This window comes from Luteibacter sp. W1I16, assembly GCF_050434905.1.
In the GTDB taxonomy this organism is placed as follows: domain Bacteria; phylum Pseudomonadota; class Gammaproteobacteria; order Xanthomonadales; family Rhodanobacteraceae; genus Luteibacter.
This window is the reverse complement of sequence record NZ_JBNDJJ010000001.1, coordinates 42,357-68,294: the sequence shown is the minus strand read 5'-3', so window position 1 is coordinate 68,294 and position 25,938 is coordinate 42,357. Positions and strand designations below refer to the sequence as shown.

Here is a 25,938-nt window from a genome sequence, read left to right as displayed (position 1 = left end):
CGTAACGGCGGCGCCATGATGCGTTACATCCTCTGACTCAGAAGATGCCCGGATCCTCCGTCCGTGACGTGTCGGGTGAACCGTCAGGATGGGTGAACCACAGCAGCAGGTTGCGATTGCCCGCGCAGCCGTCACCATCGGTCGCCGAGGTCAGCAGGCCAGCGCTCGTGCTGACGTCACGACCATAGCAGCTACCCAGGTTGTCCTTGAAGCGGAAGACCTGCGTGCTGCGCTGTCCGCTGTGCCCCGTGACCGCGCCGCCGGTGAAGGCCAGCGTGTCGGCCGTATCGATGTTGTTGTCGACGTCGCTTCGATAGAGCACGAAATTGCCCAGCTTCTTCGAGAACTGCCGAGAGAAGCCCTGGGTGACGGCGCTCGGTGCGGAAACGATGTTGCCTGCCTCGTCGAAGGCGTACTTGAAGCTGGCCACCAGCGGGAAGTCGTAGTGCGCTTCCGTCGTCACTGCGAGCCCGAACGGGCCCTGCCGGGTCTTCGTCGTGCTGTCCACCGTCGTCAGCTGATCGATTGCCTGCTCATAGCGGGTGGCATCGATGGCGAAGGTCTGCGTGTTACGGAAGGCGACGGTCTGCGCGACATCGGTGGCGATGCGTCCATGCGACGTGTCGACGTATCCGCTGGTACGGAAGCTGCGTGAGGCATGGGTCCCGACCGTACCGGTGACAACGCCGGACACGTCGGTCAGCGTATTATCCACGGTGGCGCTGGCAGGCTGGTCCTTCAGCGTGTTGGCGGTCACCGCGCCGCTCAGCACCTTGCGGCCATGGTCCAGATAGACGAAGAGGTTACCGGTGGCGGAGAAATAGCCGTTCGCCCCGGTCACGCTGATCGACACCGCATGGGGTTGGCCATCGTTGAGCAAGGCGGCGAACGGCGTGATGTCGACGCGGTAGGGCAGGAAGTTAAGCGTCTGCACGCCCGGCGTCGGTCGCCACATGTAGGGATCGATGCCGCCGGTGAATATCCAGGGATACACCGGCGCGACACCGGCGGGTTGTCCATCGATCGACACCTGCACTTCGCGGTACGACCCGCCACCGCAACTCTGCGCTTCGTTGGCGACTTCATCGGGGACGCACGAATACCAGAATTCGTCGCCGCCCTGGCCTTGCGCGAACACGTCGAGATAGGCGCGCTCGATGTTGGTCGGCAGCGTGAAAGTGCGGCTGAGCACGTCGGTTCCCGTGTTGAGCGTCACCGTGCCGCCGCCGGTTCCATCGGACAGTGGATAGACCGCATCCGGCGCATCGGCCTTCGCCGCGAGCACGTTGGCGGGATAGAAGACCAGGCGGGCAGAACCGCTGATCACGCCCGTGTACGTCTCGTTGACGACGTTGCCGAGAATGGCCTGACCCGTTTGCGGGTTACCCAGCAGGCTGGCGAAGTCGCTGACGTCGCGCTCGACATGCCAGCTCGGCGACACGGCGGAGGAGGGTTCCTGCGTCGTGCCGAAGTAGATGTTGGCGCCGCCCAGCCAGAGCGATGCCGTGCGATCGAACTGACGTCCGGTCGTGACCGAAAAGTCCGCTTCGAGCACCACCTTGGACCACGACTTGCCGCAGCCCACCGGCGGCGCATACGTGTAGGGATGATTCGAGAAATCGGTGAAGGTGAAACCGTTGAACAATTCGATCACGCAGGACTTCCCCGGCGGCCGGGGAACGGCAGGATCGGCCACCGCGACATTCGCGGAACCTACGTCGAAACCTGGTGCTGTTGTCGAGAACGCCCCCTGAGCGGCGCACGCCGCGACACAGCCAAGCAAACCCATCCGCAATTTCTTGCGGCCCACCCCATCGATGAAAGCCATGCGCACGTTCTCCCGCGACGTACTGCCCCCTGCGGAACGGAACGTAGCATGACAATGGCAGGCTGCAAGAAGATCGTGCGGGTCAGAAATATTTTTGTCGCTCGGTCATTCAAACCAGCGGTTGCCTCGGTCATGTTTTCCATAGCAAACCCCCTCCGCAGAAAGCTCCCCGAAAGCCTGAATTCGTATTTCTGACACGCGCGCACGTCCAGGAGCGGCCTTTGGTGCAGCGCAACTTGCATCGATCTTAATTCGGTTTATAAGGCTCTTCGTGACATATGTGAACTCTGTGTTCGCATATGCACTTTCTTGCGAATCAGCACCTAACGCTCCCGTGGGGGGAGAAACACTCATGAACAGAATCCGTTTTCGGCGCGGAATAATCGCCAGTTCCATCGCGCTCGCGCTTGTCGCGCCACAGGTCTACGCGCAGTCCACACCGCCGGGGAGCGCCGACAAGGCGGTCGACCTGAAGGAGGTCACAGTCACCGGCTCGATGATCCCGCGCGTGGAAGTCGAGGGACCCGCGCCAGTGATTTCCATCACGGGCGAGCAGATCAAACAGCAGGGTTTCACTACGCTGTGGGAATTCCTCGATTCGCTGCCGCAGGTGGGCCAGCAGATATCCGATTCCGCTGCCTGGGGTTCCAGTTCGGTCAACGCGCGCTCGGTCAACCTGCGCGGCCTGGGCCCCGGCTTCAGCCTCTTGATGATCGACGGACATCGCATCGTCGATTACCCGCAACCGTTGAACAAGCAGAGCAACTTCCAGAACTACAACAATCTTCCCACCGGCATGATCGACCATGTCGAGATCCTCGCCTCCGGTGCTTCGTCGATCTACGGATCGGACGCGGTGGCGGGCGTGGTGAACGTGATCCTGAAAAAGAACTACCAGGGTGACGACCTGCAGGTGACCGGTGGCGGCGCCACGCGCGGTGGCCGCGCGTACGGCGACATCAACTTCTTCGGTGGCAAGTCGGGCAGCAACTGGCATGTCGTCTACAACCTGGAAAAGTCCAACCGCACCGCCTTGTGGGGCATGGACCGTCCGTACCAGGATTCGGTATCCGACGCCGGTTACGGCGCCTGGGGCCCCGCCGCGCGCCTGTTCGGCTACCAGTACGACGCGGCCGGCGCCGTGGCGCTGTCGGCGATGAATGGCAACGGCCAGTACATCACCCCGCCGGCGGGCACCTGCGGCAAGTTCACGAACTCGCAGTTGAGCCAGTCGCATACCGTCACCACCAATGGCACGCAGATCGCCAGCGTGACGAACAACGGCTATTACTGTTCGCAGCCCGCCTTGTTCCAGAACTGGGTGCTGACACCCGGCAGCCGCAGCAACAACGGTTACGTGTCCGGTGAGTACGACTTCAAGAATGGCTTGCAGCTCTATGGTTCAGCGGCGATGTACCAGACGGTGGGCATTTCCAATACGCAGTTGAACGTCTTCGGCACCGGCCAGTTCTACGATCAATCGACGGGGCAGGTGATCAACCAGGCCATCCGCCAGCTGACCGCGCAGGAGATCGGCACATCGGCCAATACCCACGACCGCGAGCAGAACTGGAACCTTCAGGCCGGCTTGCGCGGCACCGTGTTCGACGGCGCCTTCCATTGGGACCTGAACCTCAATAGCCAGAAGTACACCGTCCGCGAAGATTTCACGGGCTACAACGCCCAGGCGATGAACAACTTCTTCCTCGGCAAGCAGCAAGGCACCACCGCCGACGGCTTGCCCATCTACGCCATGAACTGGCAGCAGTGGTGGAATCCCATCACGCCGCAGCAGTACAGCCAGTTCGCGGTGAATGGCGAGAACACCTCGTCCTCATGGCTGGACCAGGCGCAACTGCGCCTCAATGGCGACCTGTTCAAGTTCCCATGGGTGGATGAGCCGGTGGGCTGGGCGTCGGTGCTGGAAGCGGCGCACAATGGTTTCAAGCTGTCACCCGATCCGCGTGGCGCCGATCCCGCGACGTTCCAGAATCCGTTTGGCGCCTACCTCACCGGCGGTGGCACCCGTCAGCGCTATTCGCTCGGCACCGAGTTCCGCGTGCCTTTGCTCAACACGGTGACCTGGACCATCTCCGGCCGCCTGGACAAGTACGATGACGCCAGCAGCGCCGACGTCGCCCGTACCTGGGGCTCGGGTATCGAATGGCGCCCGTACGATGGTCTTCTGCTCCGTGGCAGCTACGGCACCAACTTCAAGGCGCCGGACATGCAGGCCATCTACCTGACCGGTTCCACGTCGCCAGTGGGTGACTACATCGATCCGTTGCAGTGCGTGAACGCCATCAAGGGTGGCCAGAGCAACAATACGTGGTGCAACCAGGTCCAGCGCCCCACGTCGCAGTACTACACGCTATACACGAACGGCAGCCGTCTGTTGCTGCCGCAGACCGGCCATTCGTGGACCTATGGTTTCGTATGGCAAGTGCCGGGCGTGCAAGGGCTCTCCGTGTCGGCCGATTACTGGCACATGGGCGTGGACAACGCCATTCAGTACCTCGACCAGAACACCGTGCTGAACGACGAGGCCGGCTGCCTCACTGGCGTCAAGCCGAACGGCACCTCGGGATTGTCGCCGTATACGGCGCATGTGCCGAACTCGGCTTATTGCCAGATGGTTACCCAGATGGTGAAGCGTAACGCTGCAGGCCAGATCATCTCGGTGCAGTCCGGGCCGATCAACGAGGCCTCGCTCTACGTGGGCGGTATCGATGCGTCCCTGGATTACAAGTTCCACACCGACACGCACGGCGACTTCCGGGCGGGTATCAATTACACCGACAACCTCTCGTACAAGCAGCGCGTGCTGGCATCCGATGAACTGCAGAACACGCGTTACCAGAACGTGGCGAGCCGCGTCACCTGGATCGGCGACTGGAGCAAGGGCCCGTGGAACGTGTCGATCTCCGGCGTGCGCGAGGGAAGCATGCGTGCCCCGAACTATGACGGCTGCAACGTACTGCCGAACGGCATCCAGCCGGGCATGGTCACGGTACCCAACGGCGGCCAGACGCTCGCCACCGGCATCTGCCAGGTGACGCTCGACGGCAACCAGGTCAACGTCGCCGATACGACGTACAAGGGCAGGACACCGGTGTGGATCACCTGGAACGGCTCGGTCGGCTTGCAGATCAACCCGGAAACCCACCTGAAGTTCACGGTGTCGAACATCTTCAATAAGGTCGGGGCGATTCCTTATTATGCCGGTGGGTTCGAGTTCGTCACGACGGGACAGACCGCCGATGAATACAACGGGCGGGAGATGTTCATTACGTTCGACTATAAGCTGGATTGAGAGCCGGCTTGCCGGAAGACGGTCCGGACCTGAATCACGATCGAGTTAGAGATACTCCGATATCTCGATCAGGTTCAGCTCCGGATCGCGTACATATACCGAGCGGATGGGGCCATTTGCTCCCGTGCGATCCACGGGGCCACTGAAGTTCTCATTCCTCACCCTCCTTGATGACATTTGGACCCATGGTGAATAAGCTCTTGGCAGAGCAAGGGTGTGTGCCCAATCTATGAGGGCTACCAGGGTATTTGGTGGTTGGTTGTCAAGGAAAAAACATGGGCTACGAAATTCACATCACTCGCAAGACGGAATGGTTTGACAAAGATGGCCCGAATATCTCATTGGAAGATTGGAAAGCCTATATATCTTCCGACCCTGATATGCGTCTAGACGGTTATGCAGAAGCCATCACGGGAAATGGAGACGTCCTTCGAGTAGAAAATGAAGGGCTTGCTGTCTGGACCGCTTACCCTGGACATGGCGTCAACGGCAACAAGGCATGGCTCTACCCCGGCTCAGGCGGAATAGTTGCCAAGAATCCGGACGAAGAAATCCTTCGGAAATTGTTTGAGATAGCCCAAGCACTCGGTGCGCGCGTCGTTGGAGACGACGGCGAGGAATACGGGGCGGACGGCGAGATAGTTGCACAGGAAGATGGCACCCCAGCGGACAATGCGCCGAAGATCAATCCCCAAAAGCGCTCCTGGTGGAAAGTTTTTTGACAGCTTGCAATTCATTCGAGCTGACATTGCGTCTGCGCGTCGCCGTAAACCCACGCATGGTCTTGGCTACGCATCGCAAGCGGAGAGAACTGTGGGTCGCGGTTGGGATATGTAATAGCGGGCGAACATGGCATGCGCCCACTCATCGGCTTTCCCAATCTCTTCTGGCTGTAAACGGTCGGACAGGATACTGATCGATAAGTCGAGATTCTTTGCGTCATCGCTGTTGGGCGCGACTCCGAGATGCAGAAGCTTCGAGTAACGCAACTGTGCTGCAGTGTCGTCGCTTTGGATGTACGCAGCGTATCCGGTGCGCAAACCGGGTGCCGACGCGATTATCATCGCTTGAACAAAGTTCCAGTCGCCTTTTTCGATCATGTGGGTTGCAAGATATTCTGCTGCACCCTTGTATTGCACGGCCTTTGTCCTGTCCACGTCGGACTTTGAAACCTGCCAGAACGACGCCATGAAACACGCACTCGCCGGGACATCGCCCAATCGTGCAGCGGTAAGCGCGATATCGTAAATAGTGCTCGTCGTGACTTTGCTTTCGGACCCCTGGCACATGGCCCTCGATGCTTCGGCGTGCCGCTGGGCAGCCTTTGATTTTTCGAGATGCGCGCCCTCCAGGATGCCATTCCTTTGTGTCGTATTCAGACTTTGTATCCATGTCATGTGCGAGTCGATACGGCGAACAAGGAGGCATTCCCGCGATTTCTGGAAAAGCTCAGATGCGGCAGCTAAGTCACCCTGGTTCGCCGCGGCCGAATATTCGTCGAATACACTTACCAGCGGGACTTTCGAGCTGATTGTCGACTGCGCATTTGCGCAACCGATCGATGCGACAAGGCACAGTGCCCGTAGTCCGTGCTTCATGAATCTCATGCTCGTCCCCTTCCTTGTTCGTTAAACATGGATGCCACAAAGGTTTTCGAGGACATCCTACTTCGGAAGAGCGCCCGTCTGCACCTGCATCACCTCACGATAACCCGGTGCCTTCACCGCTCGCTGTCCCAGTGACGTGCGGTAATTGCTCTGCATCACCAACGAGACTTCGCCGAGGCCCCCGTCGTGCGCAGTGCTCCAGGCGGCGATGGCGATGGTGTTGTCGCCGTGCTGGTTCAACAGGCCGGGCGGTAGCTCGAAATCGGTCTGTGGCCCAACGTCGCTGATATAGCGGCCGATCTGCCAGCCGTTGATAAAGACGATGGCGCGGTAGTGGTGTGGGGCGAGGTCGTGGATGCGCAGCGCGATCGGCACGTCCTGTCCGGCGGGCAGGTCGAGACGGAAGGTCGTGCGGTACCAGTCGAGCCCGGGTTTGTCGGTGCTGTGCGGAAGCGTGGTGGCCTTCCACTTGCCATCGACGAAGCCGGGCAACTGCCAGCCCATGCGCTCGCCGTATAAGCCGCCAGCATTGAATGGGCCTCGCACGGGGTCGGGAAGATTTTCCCCGCCCGCATTGCCCTGGATCTTCCAACGGATCTCGGTGGGGCCACCGGCGGAGATCGCCGAGAGGAGCCCGCGCGGTTCACGGAAGGCACCGTTGTGCTCCTCCTGCAGGTGGCCGTGGTTGTCGACCAGCACCGAGATGACGTTGTCGCCGTCTTTCTTCAGCCAGGTCGGATCGATGGCGAACTGCTGCGCGCCGCTGGGGTTGTTGCCGAGGAAATGGCCATTGAGCCAGGCGGTGAAGATGCCGTGGTTGCCCAGGTGCACGCCGGTGTTGGCGGACAGGCGAATGCCGGTCTCCTTGCCGGTGGCGCGGAAATGCCCGCGATACCACACGTTGCCGTGATGGAAGCCGTAGGCATCGCTGTCGAGGATCGGCAGCTGGTGGTTCCAGTAAGGGTTCGGTGAACTAGTGCGGTCGGTGGCGAGCCAGCCGCTGTCGTCGAAGGACGGCGCGATCTCAGGTGCACCATCAGTGACACGCCAGTTATCGAGCCGGGGAAGCGATACCGGTACGGGGCCATCGACGTGAGCGAGCAGGCTGGCGGAAGGTGTCGCCACCGCGTCGACCGGCGCGTTATTCCAGGAGAATCCGCGTGTGCCGGGAAAGCCGAACAGTTCCACTTCGCTCGTCTTGTCGGTGTCGCCGGTGAGCGCGACCTTGTCGCCCGAGCGAACGGCGTTCCGTACGAGGTAGGGACCGCGAACCAACACCGGGCCGTCCACCGTATCCAGCTGCCAGAAGCGGGTCGCAGCCGCGTTGTCGCCGATCAGCAAGAGCAGTGAGGTATCGCCCTGGTCGATCGCCACCCGCGCCAGACCATCGTGGCGGTAGTTGAGCCGCAGCGAATGCGTGGCGGCGTCCCAGTGCGTGGCGACGTCGCCTTCGATCACCCGCGTCTTCGGCTCGACCGGGTAGCGCAACACGGTCTCACCGTCCTCGCCATGACGGCCGTAGAACAAGGCGAGGTCGCGCTCACCCAGATGCAGCCGGGTCATCAGCTCCGACGTCGAATAAGCGAGGCTCTGCTTTCCGAAACGATAGTTGGCGAGCAAGACCTTGGCATCGCGCCCGTCGATATGGATCGCCGTGCCGTGCTGCTGTGGGATCGTAGTCTCACCCGTGCCGTCAAGCGTGATCTTCAGATGCGTGGCATCGTCGGTCGTATCCTTGGCCTCGGCGTGACGCAGGAAATAGAAGCGCGTGCCGTCGTCCGGATTGATACGTCCGTTGACCTGCAGACGCCGGTTGTCCGGCACCGACGTACCCATCGCGTCGGTGCGGGCCAGTGGCGCCACAGCACGCGCCATATAGCCGATGAGCTTCTGCTGGTCGTACTTGGCCGTGAGTTGGCGGCTGGCGGTGATCGCGGCGCCATAGTCGTACGACGTATACACGCCCGGTGACGACAACCAGCCCCAGTTGATGCCGCCATAGGTCATGTAGAAGTTCTGCATCGTCGAGCCTGCCGCCATGACCGACTCGTAGAACACGCGCTCGAACGCCGGACCGGTGAATTGACGACAGGCCTCGTAACCCGGACCGCCCCATACGTCGAACGCGCCGCCCTGGTATTCGGGAAAGAACAGGGGCGTGCGCGTCAGCTCGCGGCGCTCGGCGCTGAAGTCGTAGATGGCGTTCCAGCGTTCCGAACGCGTGCAGTCGAAGTCCAGCGGATAGGAGTCCTGACCGGGGATATCGGTGGCACCCAGGCCCTCGACGAAATTACTGTTGTGATTACCGGTGAGCGGCACCGTGATGCCGTCCGCACGTGCCTTGTCCTCGAGGTCCTGCATGTAACGGCGAGTGTCGTCGGACTCGTCGTAAAGTTCGTTTTCGACCTGGTAGAGAAGCACGCTGCCGCGGCCATCGGTGACCTGATGCCTGGCGATGATCCTGTTGATCTGCGTCATCCATTCGCGGTACGCGGCGGTGTATTCAGGTGAGTCGGAACGTGGTTTCCCCGACGTGGTCACCAGCCAGCCGGGGAAACCACCTGCGTCGGTTTCCGCGTTGATGTACGGGCCCGGGCGCGCGATGACATAGATGCCCACGTCACGTGCCATGTCGAGCAGCCGATCCACGTCGCGGATGCCGGAGAAGTCGTAGACGCCGCGTTTGGGTGAGTGGTAGCCCCAGTCGAAGTAGATCTCCACGGCGTTGAAACCCGCCGCCTTCATCTTCTGCAGTACGTCGAGCCACGAATCGGGGGAGGGCAGTCGCCAGTAGTGGAACGAGCCCGACCAGAGGTACGTGGGCTTCCCGTCGATGACGAGCGAGTAGCGGTCATACGTGACCGTATGCGAAGGTGCCGCCACGGCGCTCGACGCGCCCCATACCGCCAGCGCAAGGCCGGCCCAGCGAAACGAGAACATGCCCACCCCTTCATCGACGACGGCGCGCCTCACGGCACCCACGAAGAATGGGTGAGTTTGGGTAGTTATGCAACTTTGGGTGATTTATGCCTGAGGTGGCCCTCTGGCTCCGGTACGTACAGCGTGCAAAGCCCAGCGATCAGCAAGCTGGCCCCACCCATGCCAAGCGCCCAGATCGGCTGATTGTGAAAGCACAGTCGCAACAGCAGGCCGAGGACGCTGGCGGCGAGCACCTGCGGGATCACGATGAAGAAGTTGAAGATGCCCATATAGACGCCCATCTTCGCCGTCGGAAGGTGGTCCGACAGCAGCGCATACGGTAGCGACAAGATCGAGGCCCAGGCAAAGCCGACGCCCACCATCGACGCGAGCAGCCAGCGCGGATCGCGGATGTAGAGGAAAGACAGCAGGCCCAGTCCGCCAAGGCACAGGTTCACCACATGGCTGACGCGCAGGCCCCATCGGCGCACCATCAGCGGAATCACCACGGCGGCCAGCGCGCCGAACCCGTTGTATGCGGCGAACAGCACACCGACCCAGTTGGCCCCCTCGTTATACGCGGATGAGCTGGTATCGGCGGTGGCGTACATCGTCTGCGTCACGCCTGCGGTAGTGTAGATCCACATCGCGAACAGTGCGAACCACGAGAACAACTGCACCCCGGCCAGGCGCCGCATCGACATCGGCATGCCATACAGGTCGCCCATCACTTCGCGAAGCATTCCGTGGCTGCCGGTGCGGCTAAGCCAGGTGAGCAGAAGGCCGAAAGTGATCAGGCCGCCGGCGAGGAGGTAAACCTCCTTCTCCAGCACGAAATGCCTGATCGCGAACAGCACCGCCGCCCCCGCCAACAGTAGTAGCAACCCCGGGCGCCCGGCGCGCGAGACGTCCACGGTCGGCCCCTCGGGGACCGCATCGGTGAACGATCGCAGCTGAGCGGGCGGGTACTCGCGCGTGGTCAGCATGGTCCAGAGCACCGCACCCAGCAGTACCGCGCCACCCACATAGAACGCGTACTTCACCGTATCGGGAATGCCACCATCGGGAGCCACGTTGGCGACGCCGGACCGCGCCAGCACCCAGGGCAGGATGGACGCGATCACCGCGCCCGCCCCGATGAAGAAACTCTGCATCGCAAACCCGGCGGGGCCTTGCTGCGTGGGCAGCTGGTCGCCGACCAGGGCGCGGAAGGGCTCCATCGATACGTTGATCGACGCGTCCAGGATCCACAGCAAGCCGGCGGCGACCCACAGCGCCGGCGCGTTCGGCATCCACAGGAGCGCCAGTGAGGCGAACACCGCTCCGGCCAGGAAATACGGCCGACGGCGTCCGAGGCGGTTCCAGGTGCGGTCGGAGTAGTGACCGATGATCGGCTGCACGATCAGCCCGGTCAGCGGCGCGGCGATCCACAGCGCGGGGATGTCGTTCACGTCCGCACCCAGGGTCTGGAATATCCGGCTGACATTCGCGTTCTGTAGTGCAAGACCGAACTGTAGGCCGAGAAAGCCGAAACACATGTTCCATATCTGCCAAAACGACAGTGCGGATCGCTCCGTCATCGGCGGTCTGCGCTGTGGTTGATCCGGGTCATGGGTGCCTCCTCCAGCGATAGTTATGTCATGGGCTGGCCGATCCCGCATGCTGCGGGCGCAGCATGCGGGCCCGTGGCCGCCCTTGTAAGGAGAGGGCTCTGGCGGCATAGTCGATCGACAGTGTGATGACAGCGGAGAATCCATGCGGGTACGCCTCGAAGATGTGGCGCGCGCGGCGAACGTGTCGCCCAAGACCGTCTCGCGCGTGCTGAACGACGAGGCCAACGTCACCGACGCCACCCGTCAGCGCGTGCGCGCCGCCATGGAGGCGATGGACTATCGTCCGCATCCCTCGGCGCGCAGCCTGGCCGGCAGCCGGTCGTTCCTGGTAGCCATGCTGTACGACAACAACGACAACCCGTCGTCGACCTACCTGGCGGAAATCCAGGACGGGGTGCTCGAAGCCTGCGATGCGCATCGCTACAGCATGATGGTGCGACCGCTGCGCATGCGCGACGGCGACTTCATCCGCCGTCTCGATGCGCTGATTTCCGACCACCACCCGGATGGTGTCGTGCTGACGCCACCAATCACCGACTATGCGCCGCTGCTGAAACGCCTTCGCGAGCGCAACGTTCCGTACGCCAGCGTCTCCCCACTGCGGCGCGGCAAGACCCTGGGGGTGACGATGGACGAGCAGCGTGCCGCCCGCGCGATCGTGGAGCATCTGCTCGGGCTGGGTCATCGGCGGATCGCCCACGTGGTCGGCATCGCCGATCATGGCGCCAGCCGCTGGCGACTGGCCGGGTATCGCGAAGCGATGGCCGCCGCGGGGTTGCCCGAGGATCCGGCGCTGGTGGTGCAGGGCGCATTTACGTTCGGCTCCGGCGTGGACGCAGCGCGGCAGCTGTTTTCCCTGGCCAGGCCGCCCACGGCGGTGTTCGCCGCAAATGACGACATGGCCACGGGCGTGATGTGGGCGGCGGGCGAGTATGGCTTGAAGGTGCCGCACGACCTCTCGGTCTGCGGCTTCGACGACACACCGCTGTCGCGCCAGCTCTGGCCGGCGCTCACCACCGTTCAACAACCCAGCCGCGAGATGGGGAAGATCGCCGCCGAGCAGTTGCTGGGCGCGTTACGTGGTCATGCCACCGGGCGGCTCGTGCAGCTGCCTTTCTCCCTGCAGATCCGCGGTTCCACCGCCATCGCTCCCTGAGACCGCACCCGCTCCGCCGCGCGAGTCATGCTGCAACGCAAATTGACAGCGCTGTCATTCCTGCCAGGATGCGGTTCGGAAGCGTACCGCCGGTGCGCCAGCAGGGAGCTTTGCCGTGCCATTGCTGCAGCGATCGAGCCTGTTCTTACGAAGCATTCCCGTGGCGCTGTCCCTTTCCGGAGCGTTGCTCATGACCGTTCCCGCCATGGCTGGCGATGGCACCGCCGTTCACCCGGAGCAGTGGCCAAAAGGCGAATCGCCGCTTCCGCCCGACCCGGCGATCGAGTCCCGCATCCGCGCTCTCCTGGCGAAGATGTCGGTGGAGGACAAGGTCGGCCAGATGATCCAGGCCGACATCAAGTACGTGACGCCGGACGACGTGCGCGAGTACCGCCTGGGCTCGGTGCTGGCCGGTGGCAACTCAAAGCCGCCTGGCCAACCGTACCCGGTCGCCTCGCAGTGGCAGGCGCTGTCCGATGCGTTTTACCGCGCGTCCATGGATACATCGGGTGGACGGCTGGCGATCCCGGTGCTGTTCGGTATCGACGCCGTCCATGGCCACAACAACCTCGTCGGCAGCACGCTCTTCCCGCAGAACTCTGCGCTGGGCGCGACGCGCGATCCCCAACTGATCCACGACATCGGCGAGGTCACCGCGCGTGAATTGCGGGCCAGTGGCATCAGCTGGACGTTCGCACCCACGCTGACCGTGCCGCAGGATGTGCGCTGGGGTCGATCCTACGAAGGGTATTCGCAGAACCCCGCGCTGGTGGCGGAATACGCCGCCGCCGTGGTCGGCGGGCTGGAAGGCAAGCCGGGGACATCCTCGTTCCTCGATGCCGGGCATGTGATCGCCACCGCCAAGCATTTCGTGGGCGACGGCGGCACGCACGATGGCAAGGACCAGGGCGACGCCCGGATCAGCGAGGAGACCCTGCGCGACGTGCACGCCGCCGGGTATCCGCCGGCGATCAAGGCCGGCGTGCAGGTGGTAATGGTCTCGTTCTCCAGCTGGAACGGCGTGAAGATGGCCGGCAACAAGGCCCTGATCACCGGTGTGTTGAAGGAGCGCATGGGCTTCGATGGGATCGTGCTGGGCGACTGGAACGCGCACGGGCAAGTGCCCGGCTGCACCAACGAAGATTGCGCTCCGGCGTACAACGCCGGACTGGATATGCTCGAGGCCCCCGACTCGTGGAAGGGGCTGTACAAGAACACGCTGGCCGAAGTGAAGGCCGGGGTAATTCCGATGAGCCGTGTCGACGACGCGGTGACCCGCATCCTGCGGGTGAAGATGCGCCTCGGCATGTTCGAGGCTGGATTGCCGTCCGCCAATGCGCTCGCGGTCAAATCGGCGGAGGTGGTAGGAAATCCTTCGCACCGCGCGTTGGCGCGCCGGGCCGTGCGCGAGTCGCTGGTGTTGCTGAAGAACAGCCGGGGAGTGCTGCCGATCGACCCGCGCAGGCACATCCTCGTGGCCGGCGACGGCGCCGACAACATCTCCAAGCAAAACGGTGGTTGGACGTTGACCTGGCAGGGCACGGGCCTCACCAATGCGAACTTCCCGGGAGCCACCTCCATCTGGGCGGGCCTGCAGGCACAGGTGAAAGCGGCGGGCGGCAGCGCCGAGTTGGAGGTCGAGGGCGACTACAAGCAGAAGCCCGACGTCGCCATCGTCGTGTTCGGCGAGGATCCTTACGCCGAGTTCCAGGGCGACCTGCCGAACCTCGCGTACCGTCCGGGCAACGATCGCGATCTCGATCTGCTTCGCAAGCTGCGCGGGCAGGGCATTCCCGTGGTGGCGGTGTTCCTGAGCGGACGGCCGCTGTGGATGAATCGCGAGATCAACGCCGCGGATGCTTTCGTGGTGGCCTGGCTGCCGGGCAGCGAAGGGCAGGGCGTCGCCGATGTGCTGTTGCGTACGCCGGACGGGCGTATCGCTCACGATTTCCGCGGGAAGCTGGCCTATGCGTGGCCGCGTAACGCGATACAGGTGCCGGGCGCGGCCGCCGCACGAGGCGAGCAACCGCAGTTCCCTTACGGTTTCGGCCTGACCTACGCGGACCGTGGCGATACCGGCGCGTTGTCCGAAGATCCGGGGATCGTGCTCAGTTCCGGGCAGGCCGGCGTCTACTTCACCCGTGGCAAGCCGGCACAGGACTTCGTGGTGCGACTGACCGGTGCGAACGGCAAGGGCATGAACGTCGCCGCCTTGCCGGCCGCCACGCCGGACGGCAGCCTGCGCATCAGCGCGCTCGATTACAAGGCGCAGGAAGACGCGCGCAGCCTGACCTGGTCGGGTGCCGACGCCGGTGCCGCACGGGTCGAACTGGTAGCACCCGCGCCGCTCGATGTGGATCGCGAAACCAATGGCGACGTCTTGCTGGTGATCACCTTGAAGGTCGATGCCGTGTCATCAGGCGACACCTCGACCATCGGGGTCAGCTGCGGAGCGGACTGCGCCGGGCAGGTGCCTGTCGGGCAGCAGCTTGCCTCCTTGCCTAAGGGCCAGTGGCTGCGCGTGGGCATTCCCTTGAAATGTTTCCGCGATGCGGGAGCGAACATGAGCAGGATCGACCGGCCCTTCGAATGGTCCAGTCGTCCGGGTGCCCGGATCGCTATCACCGACGTGTCGCTCGGCACGGTCGCGGACCGAACGCTCGTATGCCCAGGTTTGCAAAAGCCGTGATGGCGTGCTGCCCTGCGGCAAGCATTCATCGCGGCGGCGCTCTATTATCCAGTGATGACAGCGCTGTCATTCGGGGTTAACAGCGTGCCGGTGGGGGGAGTAGGGGAAATCTTTGTCATGGCCGACGCGTGCGGCGGACGCCACTTATCCGAACGATAGTTGGGGAGAGCCAGATGAATCTGCATCGCAAGTTGCTATACGTCGCGATATCGCTCGTAATCGCTCCCGGCACGCTGTACGCGGCGGACCAGGACACCACGGCGCAAAACCCGCCGTCCGGGAATCCGGCATCCACCGGAAAGAAAGTACAGAACCTGGATGCCGTCTCGGTCACCGCGACCAAGCGCGAGACGCCGCTTCAGAAAACGCCGGTGGCGGTCACGGCGATCACCGTCGACACGCTGGACAGAGAGCGCGTCATGACGGTGCAGGACCTGACCAAACTGGTGCCCGGCCTTCAAGGTACGTCGCAGGGCGATCATGGCGTCGTGACACTCACGCTGCGCGGCATCGGCAACGACAGCGCCAAGACGGAATACGCCGATCCCGAGGTCGCCACCTTCGTCGACGGCGTGTATGCGCCACGCGCCGAGGCAGCGTCGGGCCTGTTGCTGGACATGGAAGGCGTCGAAACGCTCCGCGGCCCACAGGGCACGTTGTGGGGACGCAACTCCACCGCCGGTGCCATCAGCTTCCAGACGGCCAAACCGGATATCGGCGCAGGGTTCTACGGTAATGCGCAGGTCGAAGCCGGTAACTTCAACCAGACCGGCGCCCGCGCCGCGTTCAATGTGCCCATCAGCGACACCTTCGCCATGCGTGTCGCCGTGGTGAACCAGCAACGCGACGGTTATGTCGATTACCAGAAGCCGTCGGGCCAATTGCCCACGGTGGCGCAGCAGCAGCAGGCCTATCTCGCCTCTCCCATCTCCGGCGGAACGCTGGCGAACTTCAGGCCGATCGATCCCGGCCAGTACGTCCAGGGTGGCGACAAGTACAACTCGCAGGATCAATCCGCCGCGCGCGTCAGCGCGCTGTGGCAGCCCAGCGACGCGTTCAAGTGGAACCTGTCGTACGAGTACTTCCGCGATCGCGGCACGCCCAGCCTGAGCCTGATGCAGACGCCACGCCAGGGGCAGGACTTCTGGTCGGCGCTGATCGACACTGCGCCGTACCTGGACCGTACCTCCCATACGGTGCGCAGCCGCATGGACTGGAACATCAACGACGGCGTGCAGTTCAGCTACATCGCCGGCTACAACAAATACACCGGCGAGAGCGACTTCGACCAGGACGTCGGTGTCAGCGTGCCGACCAGTTTCACCACCAACGGCGTCTACCAGGACGATCGCACCAACGATTCCAAGTACAAGAGCTGGAGCCAGGAAATCAACCTGAAGTCCACCGGCCCACAGACGGTGGACTGGATCCTCGGTGCCTACTATGGCTACGAAGACAACTCCATCCGCTTCGACATCCCCATCATGAACGGTACGCGCTACGGCACCGTGAGCTGGCAGGGCTCCTTCATTCAGCCGAAGGAAACGGTGGAGTCGTACGCGCTGTTCGGCCAGGCTACCTGGCATCTGAGCGACCACTGGCGCCTCACCGGCGGCGTGCGTTGGTCGCACGACGAGAAGGAGAATAAGGGCGGCATCAACTGGGGTTGGAACTACGACCCGGCCGTGCCGCAGGTGCCGATTTCCCCGGACGTGTACCCGGACCCGTCGAATGGCTTCGCCATCTCGCAGCGGAACACCGCCAAGTACAGCAAGAGCAAGCCAACCTGGCTGGTTCGCCTGGACACCGACGTCAGCGAGAACGGCTTGCTCTACGTCAGCGTGTCCACCGGCTACAAATCGGGCGGAACGCAGGACGCGGGAACCCTGTACAAGCCCGAGACGCTCACCAACTACGAAGTCGGCAGCAAGTTCACCTTCCTCGATGGCCACATGACGTGGAATTCGGCCATCTATTACGAAGACTTCAAGAACTTCCAGCTCTCCGCGCCCATCGTCTACCCGGACGGCAACCACGGCCTGGGCTTCTCCAACGTCGGCGGCAGCACCAAGGTACTCGGCTTCGAGTCGGAGCTGGCGTATCAGCAGCAGGACGACCGCTTCAACCTGATCTTCTCGGCCATTCCGAAGAAAGAGCTCGGCAGGCTGGTGTACGCCGGCTCCAACGATTACCAGGGCCTGCCGGCATGCCCGCCCGAGTCCAACCTCGCCAACTGCATGAACGTCACCGGTAACGACCTGCCGCATGCCCCGAACGTGTCGCTCACCGGCATCTACGAGCATACGTTCCACCTCGGCAATGGCGGACGGCTCACGCCACGCATCAGCGCGCAGTATCAGAGTTCGCAGTGGCTGAGTTACTTCAACCTGGGCTCGGGTGACCGGCAGAAGGCGTACACGCGTGGCGACCTGTCGCTGCGCTACAGCGAGCCGGGCGACAAGTGGTGGGTCAACGCATACGTGCAGAACGTGTCCGATGAGAAGACCCGCACCAGCGCCGGCCGTTTCCAGATGTCCGACGGTTCGTTGCAGTACGTGTCGCAGTACCTCGCGCCGCGCACCTACGGTGTCCAGTTCGGCGTCTGGTTCTGACCTGATACCAGGCGGCACGTGTGACCCACGTGCCGCCTGACGATTGCCGTTCTGCTCATACTCCCCGTGAATGGCGTTTGCCGGGTCCGCGTGGGGCGGCCCGGCACTTCTTTTTTTATCGTGCAGCACCGGTGGGGATACACCATGGCGCGTCTGAAGAAGGTCTTGATCGTGGGCGGTGGGACCGCGGGCTGGCTGGCGGCGTGCTACCTGGCCAAGGCGGTCAACGCGGCCGACCCGCGCAGCGTGCAGGTGCATCTGGTGGAGTCGCCTGACATCGGCCTACTTGGCGTCGGTGAAGCGACGTTTCCGTCCATTCGCGGCACGCTGTCCGCCATCGGCCTCGATGAGCGCCGCTTCCTGGTCGGCGCCACCGCGACGTACAAGCAGGGCATCCACTATCGCCACTGGGTACGGCCACCGGGAACACCCGGAGCCGACCATTTCTTTCATCCCTTCAATGCACCCAGCCAGCGTCCGGGTGGTCCCGAGTTGTTGCCGTACTGGCTGCTCGGCGCCGCGCCGGAGGGCATGTCGTTCGCGGATGCCGTATCGATGCAGAGTACCCTGGTCGACCACTCCCGGGCGCCGAGGCGGGCAAGGGATGCCGACTACCAGGGGCCGATGAATCACGCCTTCCACTTCGATGCCGCCTGCTTCGCACGCGTACTGGCCGAGCATGGCCAGCAGGCGCTTGGCGTGGTTCGCCATGTGGCGACGGTGGAGCGCACGGAGCTGGACGAGCACGGCGCCATCGCCCGCGTGGTGACGAAGGAGGAGGGCGATCTCACCGCCGACCTCTATGTGGACTGCACCGGCCTTCGCGGGATGCTGATCGGCAACGTGATGCAGTCCCCGTTCCGCAGCCGCGCGGACGTGCTGTTCGCCGATCGCGCCGTGGCCATGCAGGTGCCGTATGACACGCCCGATGCACCGATACCTTCCTACACCATCTCCACCGCCCAGGAGGCGGGTTGGATCTGGGACATCGGTTTGCAGAAGCGGCGCGGTGTCGGCTACGTATACTCGTCGCGGCACACCACGGACGATCGTGCCGAAGAAGTCTTCCGGCGCTACGTCGGCCCCGCTGGCGAAGCCCTGAAGGCCATGCACATCAAGTTCGAGACGGGATACCGCCCCGAACACTGGCGCAAGAACTGCGTGGCGGTGGGCCTGGCCGGTGGCTTCGTGGAGCCGCTGGAATCCACCGGCATCGCGCTGATCGAGTTGGCGACCTACCTGCTCACGCACCTCTTGCCCAGCGACACGAACCACATGGAAAGCGCGGCGCGTCATTTCAACGAGATGATGGTGGCGCGTTACGACCGCATCATCGACTTCATCAAGATGCACTATTGCCTGAGCCAGCGACGTGACTCAGCGTTCTGGATCGACAACGCGGACGTCGCCAGCATCCCGCAAACCCTGCAGGAAAAGCTCGAGAAGTGGAAACAGCGTCCGCCGCATCGTCTGGACTTCATAAGCGACCTGGAAATGTTCATGACCTCCAGCTGGCAGTACGTGCTGTACGGGATGGAGTTCCAGACCGACCTCGAGCCGATGCGCAGCGCCTACCCGCACACGGAGGCGGCGCGCCAGGAATTCGCGATGATCCGGCAGGCGGCCGAGCGTGCGCTCGACGATCTTCCGGACCATCGCGCGCTGGTGGAGCAGTTGTGCCGTGAGCACTTGCAGAGCCGCGAGAGCGCGGGCGCGAACGTCGCGGCGTCGGCAAGAGGGTAATCTCGCCGGGTGTTCCATCAAGTGCTCGCTGGCCCAGCGTCATCGAAACGCACGACCCATGGCTATCCCATGTAGCAGAGCCTCACCGCGACATTTCCCTGAACATCCTGATCGCCTCGGCCACCGCCGCAGCGTGTGCTTCCTTCTGATGCGTCGCCTTGGCACATTGCGGTACCGCCTCTTGCGCCGCTGGCATGCACTCACCCAGGAAATCGTAGTGCGTAGCGCCGTCAAGACGTTGCTCTTTCGCACCCGGCACTAACCGGGCGATCACGTCTGCATTGGTGTCCGCGGGAGCGACGGTGTCCGCCGTACCGACGAGCACCGACACGGGGACATGCAGGCGACGGAGCGAATCCGGCGCTATCGCCTGGACCAGTGCGGGAGCCATGACGAGGACGGCGCGCACGCCCGGGATGGCGTGGTCACTCTCGGCATCCTTGAAGCGCGGTTGCATGGCGGGGTCTTTCAGCCATGCACCGATGTCGCGTGCGGTCAGGTCGGGCGCTTCGAGTTGCGGTGCGCAGACACCGTCCTTGGGATGCTGACGGCAGAACGCTCCGAAGTGCTGGACGTCCACGCGCGCGCCGCCCACCACGAGTGCGGCGAACCCGCCGGCCGAGAATCCTGCGACGCCGAGCTGGTTCACGCTCAGGTGAGGGGAGAGTTCGGGGTCGGCCCGTATGGTCTTCCATGCCGCTTTCAGATCCTCGGCGCGCTCCCACCACCAGGCGGCGCCGTTGGCGGTGATCGGCCCGCGGCCATTGCTGCCGGGGTGGTCCACGGCGATGACGACGAAGCCGGCGCGGGCGAGCGCCGTGCCGAACCACCCCATCATGCGGGCCGTGCCGCCGAACCCATGCGAGACCAGCACGACGGGGAAGCGTCCCGCGGCGGCCGGCGCGTCGGCGGCGGCGCTTCCGACGGCGAACAGGGGGGCGTTGTCCGGGCCGATCACCAGCGGCGTCTCCTTGCTACCGTCCTTGGCGGGGTACCACACGGTGATGGCTATCGACGACGATCCGTCGGCGTGGCGCAGCGCAGCGCTGGGCGTCGTCGTGGAGCGGTGGGTTTCACCGACGGCCGCCATGGCCTGGCCAGCAAGGGCGAACAGGCCCAAGGCGAGGACGCATCGGTTAAAGCGCGTTTTCAGCATGTTCCATTCCATTTATTCCACCGGGACGCAGATATCGACGCCGCCATTGCCCGTTCTGGCATCGAACGCGGCGTCGTAGCGTTCGAAGTCGGGAGCATCCACCGGCGTATACCCGGCAGCGGGAAGCCAGTCGCTGAGCAGGGCATGCCATGTCCGGGGGATCGAGCCGATGTGGCCTTCGTGCCGAGCCACCAGGTAGCGCTGGCGAGCCAGGCGCAGCCGCCGGTAGCCCGGGGGAGCCTGTCCAAAGTGCTCGACTTCGTAGCCAGCGAGGTAATCCATGCGCCCTTCGCCATCCGTCGCGCTGCACACGCCGTAGGTGTAGCGACACCGGTCGAGCGATTGTTCGGCGTTCAGACGCTGCCACTGCGATGGGATACCCGCCGTACCGCTGGCGACGTATGAGGCCTCGATGCCTGTCAGGAGCAGGGGGCCGATGACTTCGGTACGCAGCACAGGGGCCTGGGCGGCCGGCTCTTCCATGACCCGCATGGGAGCGAGGATCGCCAACCCATCGAGGCAGCCGCGCTTGCGCACATCCTCCGGCGGCAGGCCGAACGCATCACGGAAGGCGCGGGTGAACGCCTCGTGCGAGCCGTAGCCCGACGACAGCGCGACCGGGAGGATATCCGGGGCGCCGGCCGCGAGTTCGGCGGCGGCCTGGCTGAGCCTGCGGACGCGGATATAGCGCGCCACCGGCCAGCCGGTGGCGGCGCGGAACAGCCGCGCCAGGTGGAAGTCGGATATACCCGCGGCATTCGCAACGTCACTTAGCGAGAGTTCCTCGCTGGAATGGCTCTCGATGTACCAGATTGCGCGTTGGACTGCTGCCATGGGGGCCCCCGTGTCGATCTGTCGGGATCATAAGGGGAATGGGGCAGGGGTATTTGATGGTTCTTGCTGGTGGGGCTCGCAGCCGAGCGGCCTCCGTGTCCATCGTTCCCTTTGGGGAAAGATAATTGCTCGGTACGACCGGCATTTCACGTCTATCGCCAAGGCGAATCCATCATCGTTTCAGTACCGTCCCTGGCAGGTAATGCGCGAGAGCGGGCGGGAGGTCTTGACGGATGCTTCTTAACCAGAGCCGGTACACCTGCCGTCGGCACGGCCTGGCCAAACAAATAGCCTTGTCCTTGTGTGCATCCATTTCGCTTGAGACAACTCAGCTGCTCGGCATTCTCGATGCCCTCGGCGACGGACGCCAGCCCGAAGCCATTGGCCAAGCCAATGATCGATCGAACGACGACAAGGCTATCGTGATCGTGGACGACGTTCATGATGAAACGCCGATCGATCTTGATCTTGTCCAATGGAAACGACAGCAACTGCGCCAGCGTGGCATAGCCCGTTCCGAAATCGTCAAGAACAATATGCACGCCGTGGCCGCGCAACTGTTCCATGATGAATCGTGCCTCATCAACGTGATCCACCAAGGCGCTTTCCGTGATTTCGATTTCCAGTCGAGGAGGGCTGAGGCCATTCTCCTCCAGTACCGCTAAAATTCTTGAGGCGAGGTCTGTCTCGCGGAGCTGGATCGCGGAAACATTGAACGCCATGAACAGATATCCTGGCCATTGGCTCGCATCGGCGCAGGCACGACGAAACAACTGCTCCCCGAGTTTGCCGATCAACCCGATTTCTTCGGCAAGCGGAATGAATACCTCTGGCGGTACTTCGCCGAGTACGTCGTCGTTCCATCGCGCCAATGCTTCGAAACCCACGATCGCATCGTCGTCCAGCGAGACTATCGGCTGATAGTAGGTGGCGATATCGTCATTCGCCACCGCCTTGCGCAACCTTCCCTCGACCGCGATCCGTTGGTCGATATGTGCGTCCATATCCGATTCGAAGAAGCGGATGGACGACCGGTCGTCGCGCTTGGCACGATATAGGGCACGCTCGGCGTGTCGAGTCAAATCGGTGGACGTCATGCCATCGTTAGGCGCTATGGCGATGCCGATGCCTACACCGATATACGCTGCCGTGTCCGCAACAAAGAATGCCTGTGAAGTCGCGATGACAATACGGCGGGCAAGTGCAGCTGGTTCATCCAGTGCATCGATAGGTATGACGAGCGCGAAAGCATCTCCACCCGTCCTCGCGAGAATCGCGCCATCACGAAGCAGTGCCGCCACCCGCTCGGCGAAACCGATGAGTATCTTGTCTCCGGCGGCATGACCGTACAGATCGAGAACGCGTTTGAATCCATTGATATCGATCGCCAGGATTGCGAGCCGGTCTCCCTCGGTCATGGCCACGAGGCGCTCGTCCAGTCGTTGCGCATAGAACGACGCATTAGGAAGACCAGTCAGATGATCATGCCCGGAGAGCAGGCGGGCTTCGCGCTCGGCATCGAGCCGCGCGGCCATTTCCCGCGTGAAATCCCGGTAGCGACGGATGCCGTAAATGGGACCGGCGACGCTTAGCACTAATCCTACGAATAGCACGTCGTCGATCCCCCAATGCTGGTAGGTCAGGGCCAGCGTGGAGATTCGACGGGGAAGGGCGAAGACATGTGCGAAAAGATAGGCGATGCCAGCCAATGCCAGCAAGAAGAGCCCGTCCCTAACGTCACGTCGCTCCCATGAAGCGCGTACCAAGGTCCAGTGCAGGTCGCGCCATCGATCGATCCACTTCATCATGACTCGACTCCAGAGTAGAAGTGCGGTCTAGCTAATACGTATGCGCGACGGGTGAGTATGTGCGGTGCAGACCCCATTGACTGTGAACAGACGACCCATTGCCGGTACTTTTCACCTAAAGCGTCCCGGCCGGGGTCGACGTGGTGTCAGCCATCCTTGATTGAGGCGCCAACACGACCCGGTTGCGACCATTGGCCTTGGCTTGATAGAGCGCGTCGTCCGCCCGGGCGATGAATTCCGCGGCGCTTTCTCCGGGCTCCCATTGAGCCACGCCAAAGCTGCAGGTGACCGTGCCGACAGCTTCGAAGATCACATGACCCACGGCATCGCATAGTTTTTCGGCCGCCTGGAGGGCCATCAGGCCGTCGGCATCCGGGGTCAGAATCACGAATTCCTCGCCGCCCCATCTCGCGAGGAAATCGGTTTTTCGGATGAGGTTGGGAACAAAGCGGGCGAGCTGGACCAAGACCTTGTCCCCAGTCAGATGACCATAGGTATCATTGACCCGTTTGAACTGGTCGATGTCGTAAAGGATGAGGGAGAGCGGCGTCCCGTAGTGCCGCGAGCGTTCCATTTCCCGGAGCAGTACCTCATCGAGATTCAATCGATTGTGTAATCCGGTGAGGGGGTCCGTGGCCGCCTTCGTTCCGAGAACCCGCGTCAATTCCTGCATCCGCAAACGGTTATCTGCAAGAACGTCGTCGTGCACCCAACGGCCCTTACCGATTAGATAGATCAACGCCATGATCGTCACCAGCAGGGTGATGACGATGCCCAGGAAACGCGTAGCGAAGATTTCCCGCGTCGGCTTCAGAATGACCAGGGACCACTGGCTGTGTTCGGCGAAACGTCGGCGCACGTAGTTGCGTTCATCGTCGACCGTGGTCCAAGTTCCATCCAACACCTCGCGTTCCAGAATCGGCCGGTCGTCCAGCTTGCCGACTTCGCGGGACGCCGATGCCTTCGCCGCGGTCGGCAATGGCCAGAGGGTGTGGTGCAGCGCATCGGGGCGGTTCGTCATGACGACCACGCCTCGCGGATCGATGAAGAAATAGGGGCGGTTGTACTGGCGCAGATCCACCTCGAAGAGCTCAAGCGATTTGGTCAGCACCGCCACCCCGATGACCGTGCCGTCCATGGCGCGAATCGGATGACTCGCATAGTAATCGTGCAGATCGGCAGCGGCATCGAACACAAACTGATAGCCGCTTCCTCCGGCCATGGACTGCCGAAAATAGGGTGCGGATCGGAAGGTGCCCTCCCCGGGTCGGAGGTCATGTGGATTAGATGAGGCAATCACCGCACCCGTTCCATCCAGGATGTAGCCATGCCGGGCATCTGCCGCCTCGACGCTGAGATCGAGGAACGCTTGATCCACGCCATCGTCAGGTCGACCGGCACCGCTCAGCCAGGTCCGAGCCGCGGGCGACCCCGCCAGAATCTTCACCGCGGCATCGACCGCTGCCGTGTCGCCGGTAAGCCGGTTTGCAAGAAGATCGATGTCTCGACGCGACTCCTCCTGCACGTTTTGCCTGTAAATGCCGCCCAGGAATTCCGTGAGCGTCCAGCCGGACACGAGAATCGTTCCCATGGCGACCAGTGTCCAGATGAACTGCTGGCGCACGAAGGCGGTATATCTCGCTGACGCGAGCTGCCCCGCCAATTGCTGCACCCAGATCGCCCAGACGGAAAACGCTATCCAGCATGCCAGCAAGCCGCGGATGAGTTGGACGGGCGTCCCGGTCAGACCGACGAACCCGGTCTGGTTCACGACGTTCGCTGGCCCGAAGGCCGCAGCCGGAACGATCACGCCCGCCGCAACCGCATACAGCACAAACCCAAGTGACGCGGAGATGCTTGCATAGCGGATGCCGGCGGCAAGCCTCCTCGCATCCCGCGCCAACACAAGACCTGCCCCCAATGCGCCGGGCAACGCGATCGCATATCGGGCGGTGATGTTCGCGGCCGTGACACCCTCGGCGAGGCCGACCAGCGCCACCAGCATCATCAGCGGGACGTATATCCACCGCCCCGGTAGATCCAGGCCCTGACGGATCGCCTCCAGTCGCGCGAAGTCCATCAGAAGCACAAAGGAGACCGTCATGAGCATTGTGCGTGCAACGGCGAACGCCACCCCGTCGCCAACAATCAAGGCGGCCAGGTCTAGCCATTCACCGGCGCCGTGGATGAAGGCAAACCCGCCCAGCACGATCCAGGCCTCGCCATTGCCTTTGCTTCTCGCGATCGCGAGGCACGTGGTGCCGAGCAGGATGAAGGCCAGGCCGTAGAAGAAGAAAATGAAGTCGAGCTGATTGACAAAAAAGGTCGACATCATAGGCCCGGCATTGGCGAAGAACACACGGATGGGGTCACGACCGGGTTAGCGCTCCCGTTAGTTATGACGGTGCGTCACCATTGGCCACGGTCATGTATCGCCTGAGGGTTGATGCTTGCGGGTGCATACCGCGTCCCCACTAGAGGCTTAGGTCGTCGCCCGGCATGTGAAACCCGCGTGAGAGCTTGTTCACATGACTGCTTTCGATGGCGCGAGTTTTCCTATTGCCGAATTCGCGCATTAGCGGCCAGCGCCTCCGGTTTCACGCACCAGCGACATATCCGTCCTCCACAGGACTACAGTCGGTTGTCTGGCTCCTGGAAAG

14 protein-coding genes are annotated in these 25,938 nt (G+C 62.9%); 6 read left to right on the top strand and 8 right to left on the bottom strand.

From position 1 onward, the window contains the following. Positions 1 to 37: 37 nt before the first annotated feature. Positions 38 to 1,828: a peptide-N4-asparagine amidase gene (locus tag QFZ41_RS00275; protein ID WP_429196784.1), complete on the bottom strand. Its 1,791-nt coding sequence runs from the start codon at positions 1,826 to 1,828 to the stop codon at positions 38 to 40. A gap of 352 nt (positions 1,829 to 2,180) precedes the next feature. On the opposite strand from QFZ41_RS00275, the gene QFZ41_RS00270 reads away from it, so the two are divergent. Both QFZ41_RS00270 and QFZ41_RS00265 read left to right on the top strand, forming a co-directional pair. Beyond that, the gene (locus QFZ41_RS00270) at positions 2,181 to 5,141 is read left to right on the top strand and encodes a TonB-dependent receptor domain-containing protein (protein ID WP_429196782.1); all 2,961 of its coding nucleotides are present in this window, start codon (positions 2,181 to 2,183) and stop codon (positions 5,139 to 5,141) included. A gap of 275 nt (positions 5,142 to 5,416) precedes the next feature. Further along, positions 5,417 to 5,863, top strand: coding sequence for a hypothetical protein (locus QFZ41_RS00265; protein ID WP_429196780.1), 447 nt, complete (start codon positions 5,417 to 5,419; stop codon positions 5,861 to 5,863). Between the two features lie 66 nt (positions 5,864 to 5,929). On the opposite strand, the gene QFZ41_RS00260 is transcribed toward QFZ41_RS00265, so the two are convergent. From QFZ41_RS00260 to QFZ41_RS00250, 3 genes are all read right to left on the bottom strand, one after another. Beyond that, entirely contained in the window at positions 5,930 to 6,748 is an 819-nt protein-coding gene (locus tag QFZ41_RS00260; protein WP_429196778.1) for a hypothetical protein, read from the bottom strand. Positions 6,749 to 6,805: 57 nt separating this feature from the next. Beyond that, on the bottom strand, positions 6,806 to 9,688 hold the full coding sequence (locus QFZ41_RS00255; RefSeq protein WP_429196776.1) for a beta-galactosidase: 2,883 nt from the start codon (positions 9,686 to 9,688) through the stop codon (positions 6,806 to 6,808). Between the two features lie 65 nt (positions 9,689 to 9,753). Next, entirely contained in the window at positions 9,754 to 11,247 is a 1,494-nt protein-coding gene (locus tag QFZ41_RS00250) for an MFS transporter (protein WP_429200155.1), read from the bottom strand. A gap of 175 nt (positions 11,248 to 11,422) precedes the next feature. Between QFZ41_RS00250 and QFZ41_RS00245 the strand changes: the two genes are divergently transcribed. The 4 genes from QFZ41_RS00245 (at position 11,423) to QFZ41_RS00230 (ending at position 19,480) form a co-directional block, all read left to right on the top strand. Next, the gene (locus tag QFZ41_RS00245) at positions 11,423 to 12,436 is read left to right on the top strand and encodes a LacI family DNA-binding transcriptional regulator (protein ID WP_429196774.1); all 1,014 of its coding nucleotides are present in this window, start codon (positions 11,423 to 11,425) and stop codon (positions 12,434 to 12,436) included. A gap of 190 nt (positions 12,437 to 12,626) precedes the next feature. After that, on the top strand, positions 12,627 to 15,125 hold the full coding sequence (locus QFZ41_RS00240) for a glycoside hydrolase family 3 N-terminal domain-containing protein (protein WP_429196772.1): 2,499 nt from the start codon (positions 12,627 to 12,629) through the stop codon (positions 15,123 to 15,125). Between the two features lie 173 nt (positions 15,126 to 15,298). After that, positions 15,299 to 17,737, top strand: coding sequence for a TonB-dependent receptor (locus tag QFZ41_RS00235; protein ID WP_429196770.1), 2,439 nt, complete (start codon positions 15,299 to 15,301; stop codon positions 17,735 to 17,737). A 144-nt stretch (positions 17,738 to 17,881) separates the two neighbouring features. Beyond that, positions 17,882 to 19,480: a tryptophan halogenase family protein gene (locus QFZ41_RS00230; protein WP_429196768.1), complete on the top strand. Its 1,599-nt coding sequence runs from the start codon at positions 17,882 to 17,884 to the stop codon at positions 19,478 to 19,480. A gap of 82 nt (positions 19,481 to 19,562) precedes the next feature. Here the strand turns inward: QFZ41_RS00230 and QFZ41_RS00225 are convergent, their stop codons facing one another. The 4 genes from QFZ41_RS00225 to QFZ41_RS00210 form a co-directional block, all read right to left on the bottom strand. Continuing rightward, complete coding sequence (locus QFZ41_RS00225; protein WP_429196766.1) at positions 19,563 to 20,636, bottom strand: alpha/beta hydrolase family protein; 1,074 nt, start codon at positions 20,634 to 20,636, stop codon at positions 19,563 to 19,565. Positions 20,637 to 20,648: 12 nt separating this feature from the next. After that, a complete protein-coding gene (locus QFZ41_RS00220) occupies positions 20,649 to 21,470 on the bottom strand; it encodes an AraC family transcriptional regulator (RefSeq protein ID WP_429196764.1) in 822 nt (273 codons plus the stop codon). 152 nt (positions 21,471 to 21,622) lie between these two features. Next, positions 21,623 to 23,278, bottom strand: coding sequence for a putative bifunctional diguanylate cyclase/phosphodiesterase (locus QFZ41_RS00215; protein WP_429196762.1), 1,656 nt, complete (start codon positions 23,276 to 23,278; stop codon positions 21,623 to 21,625). A 115-nt stretch (positions 23,279 to 23,393) separates the two neighbouring features. Continuing rightward, positions 23,394 to 25,637, bottom strand: a complete 2,244-nt coding sequence (locus QFZ41_RS00210) for a diguanylate cyclase (protein WP_429196760.1) — start codon at positions 25,635 to 25,637, stop codon at positions 23,394 to 23,396. Positions 25,638 to 25,938 lie beyond the last annotated feature (301 nt).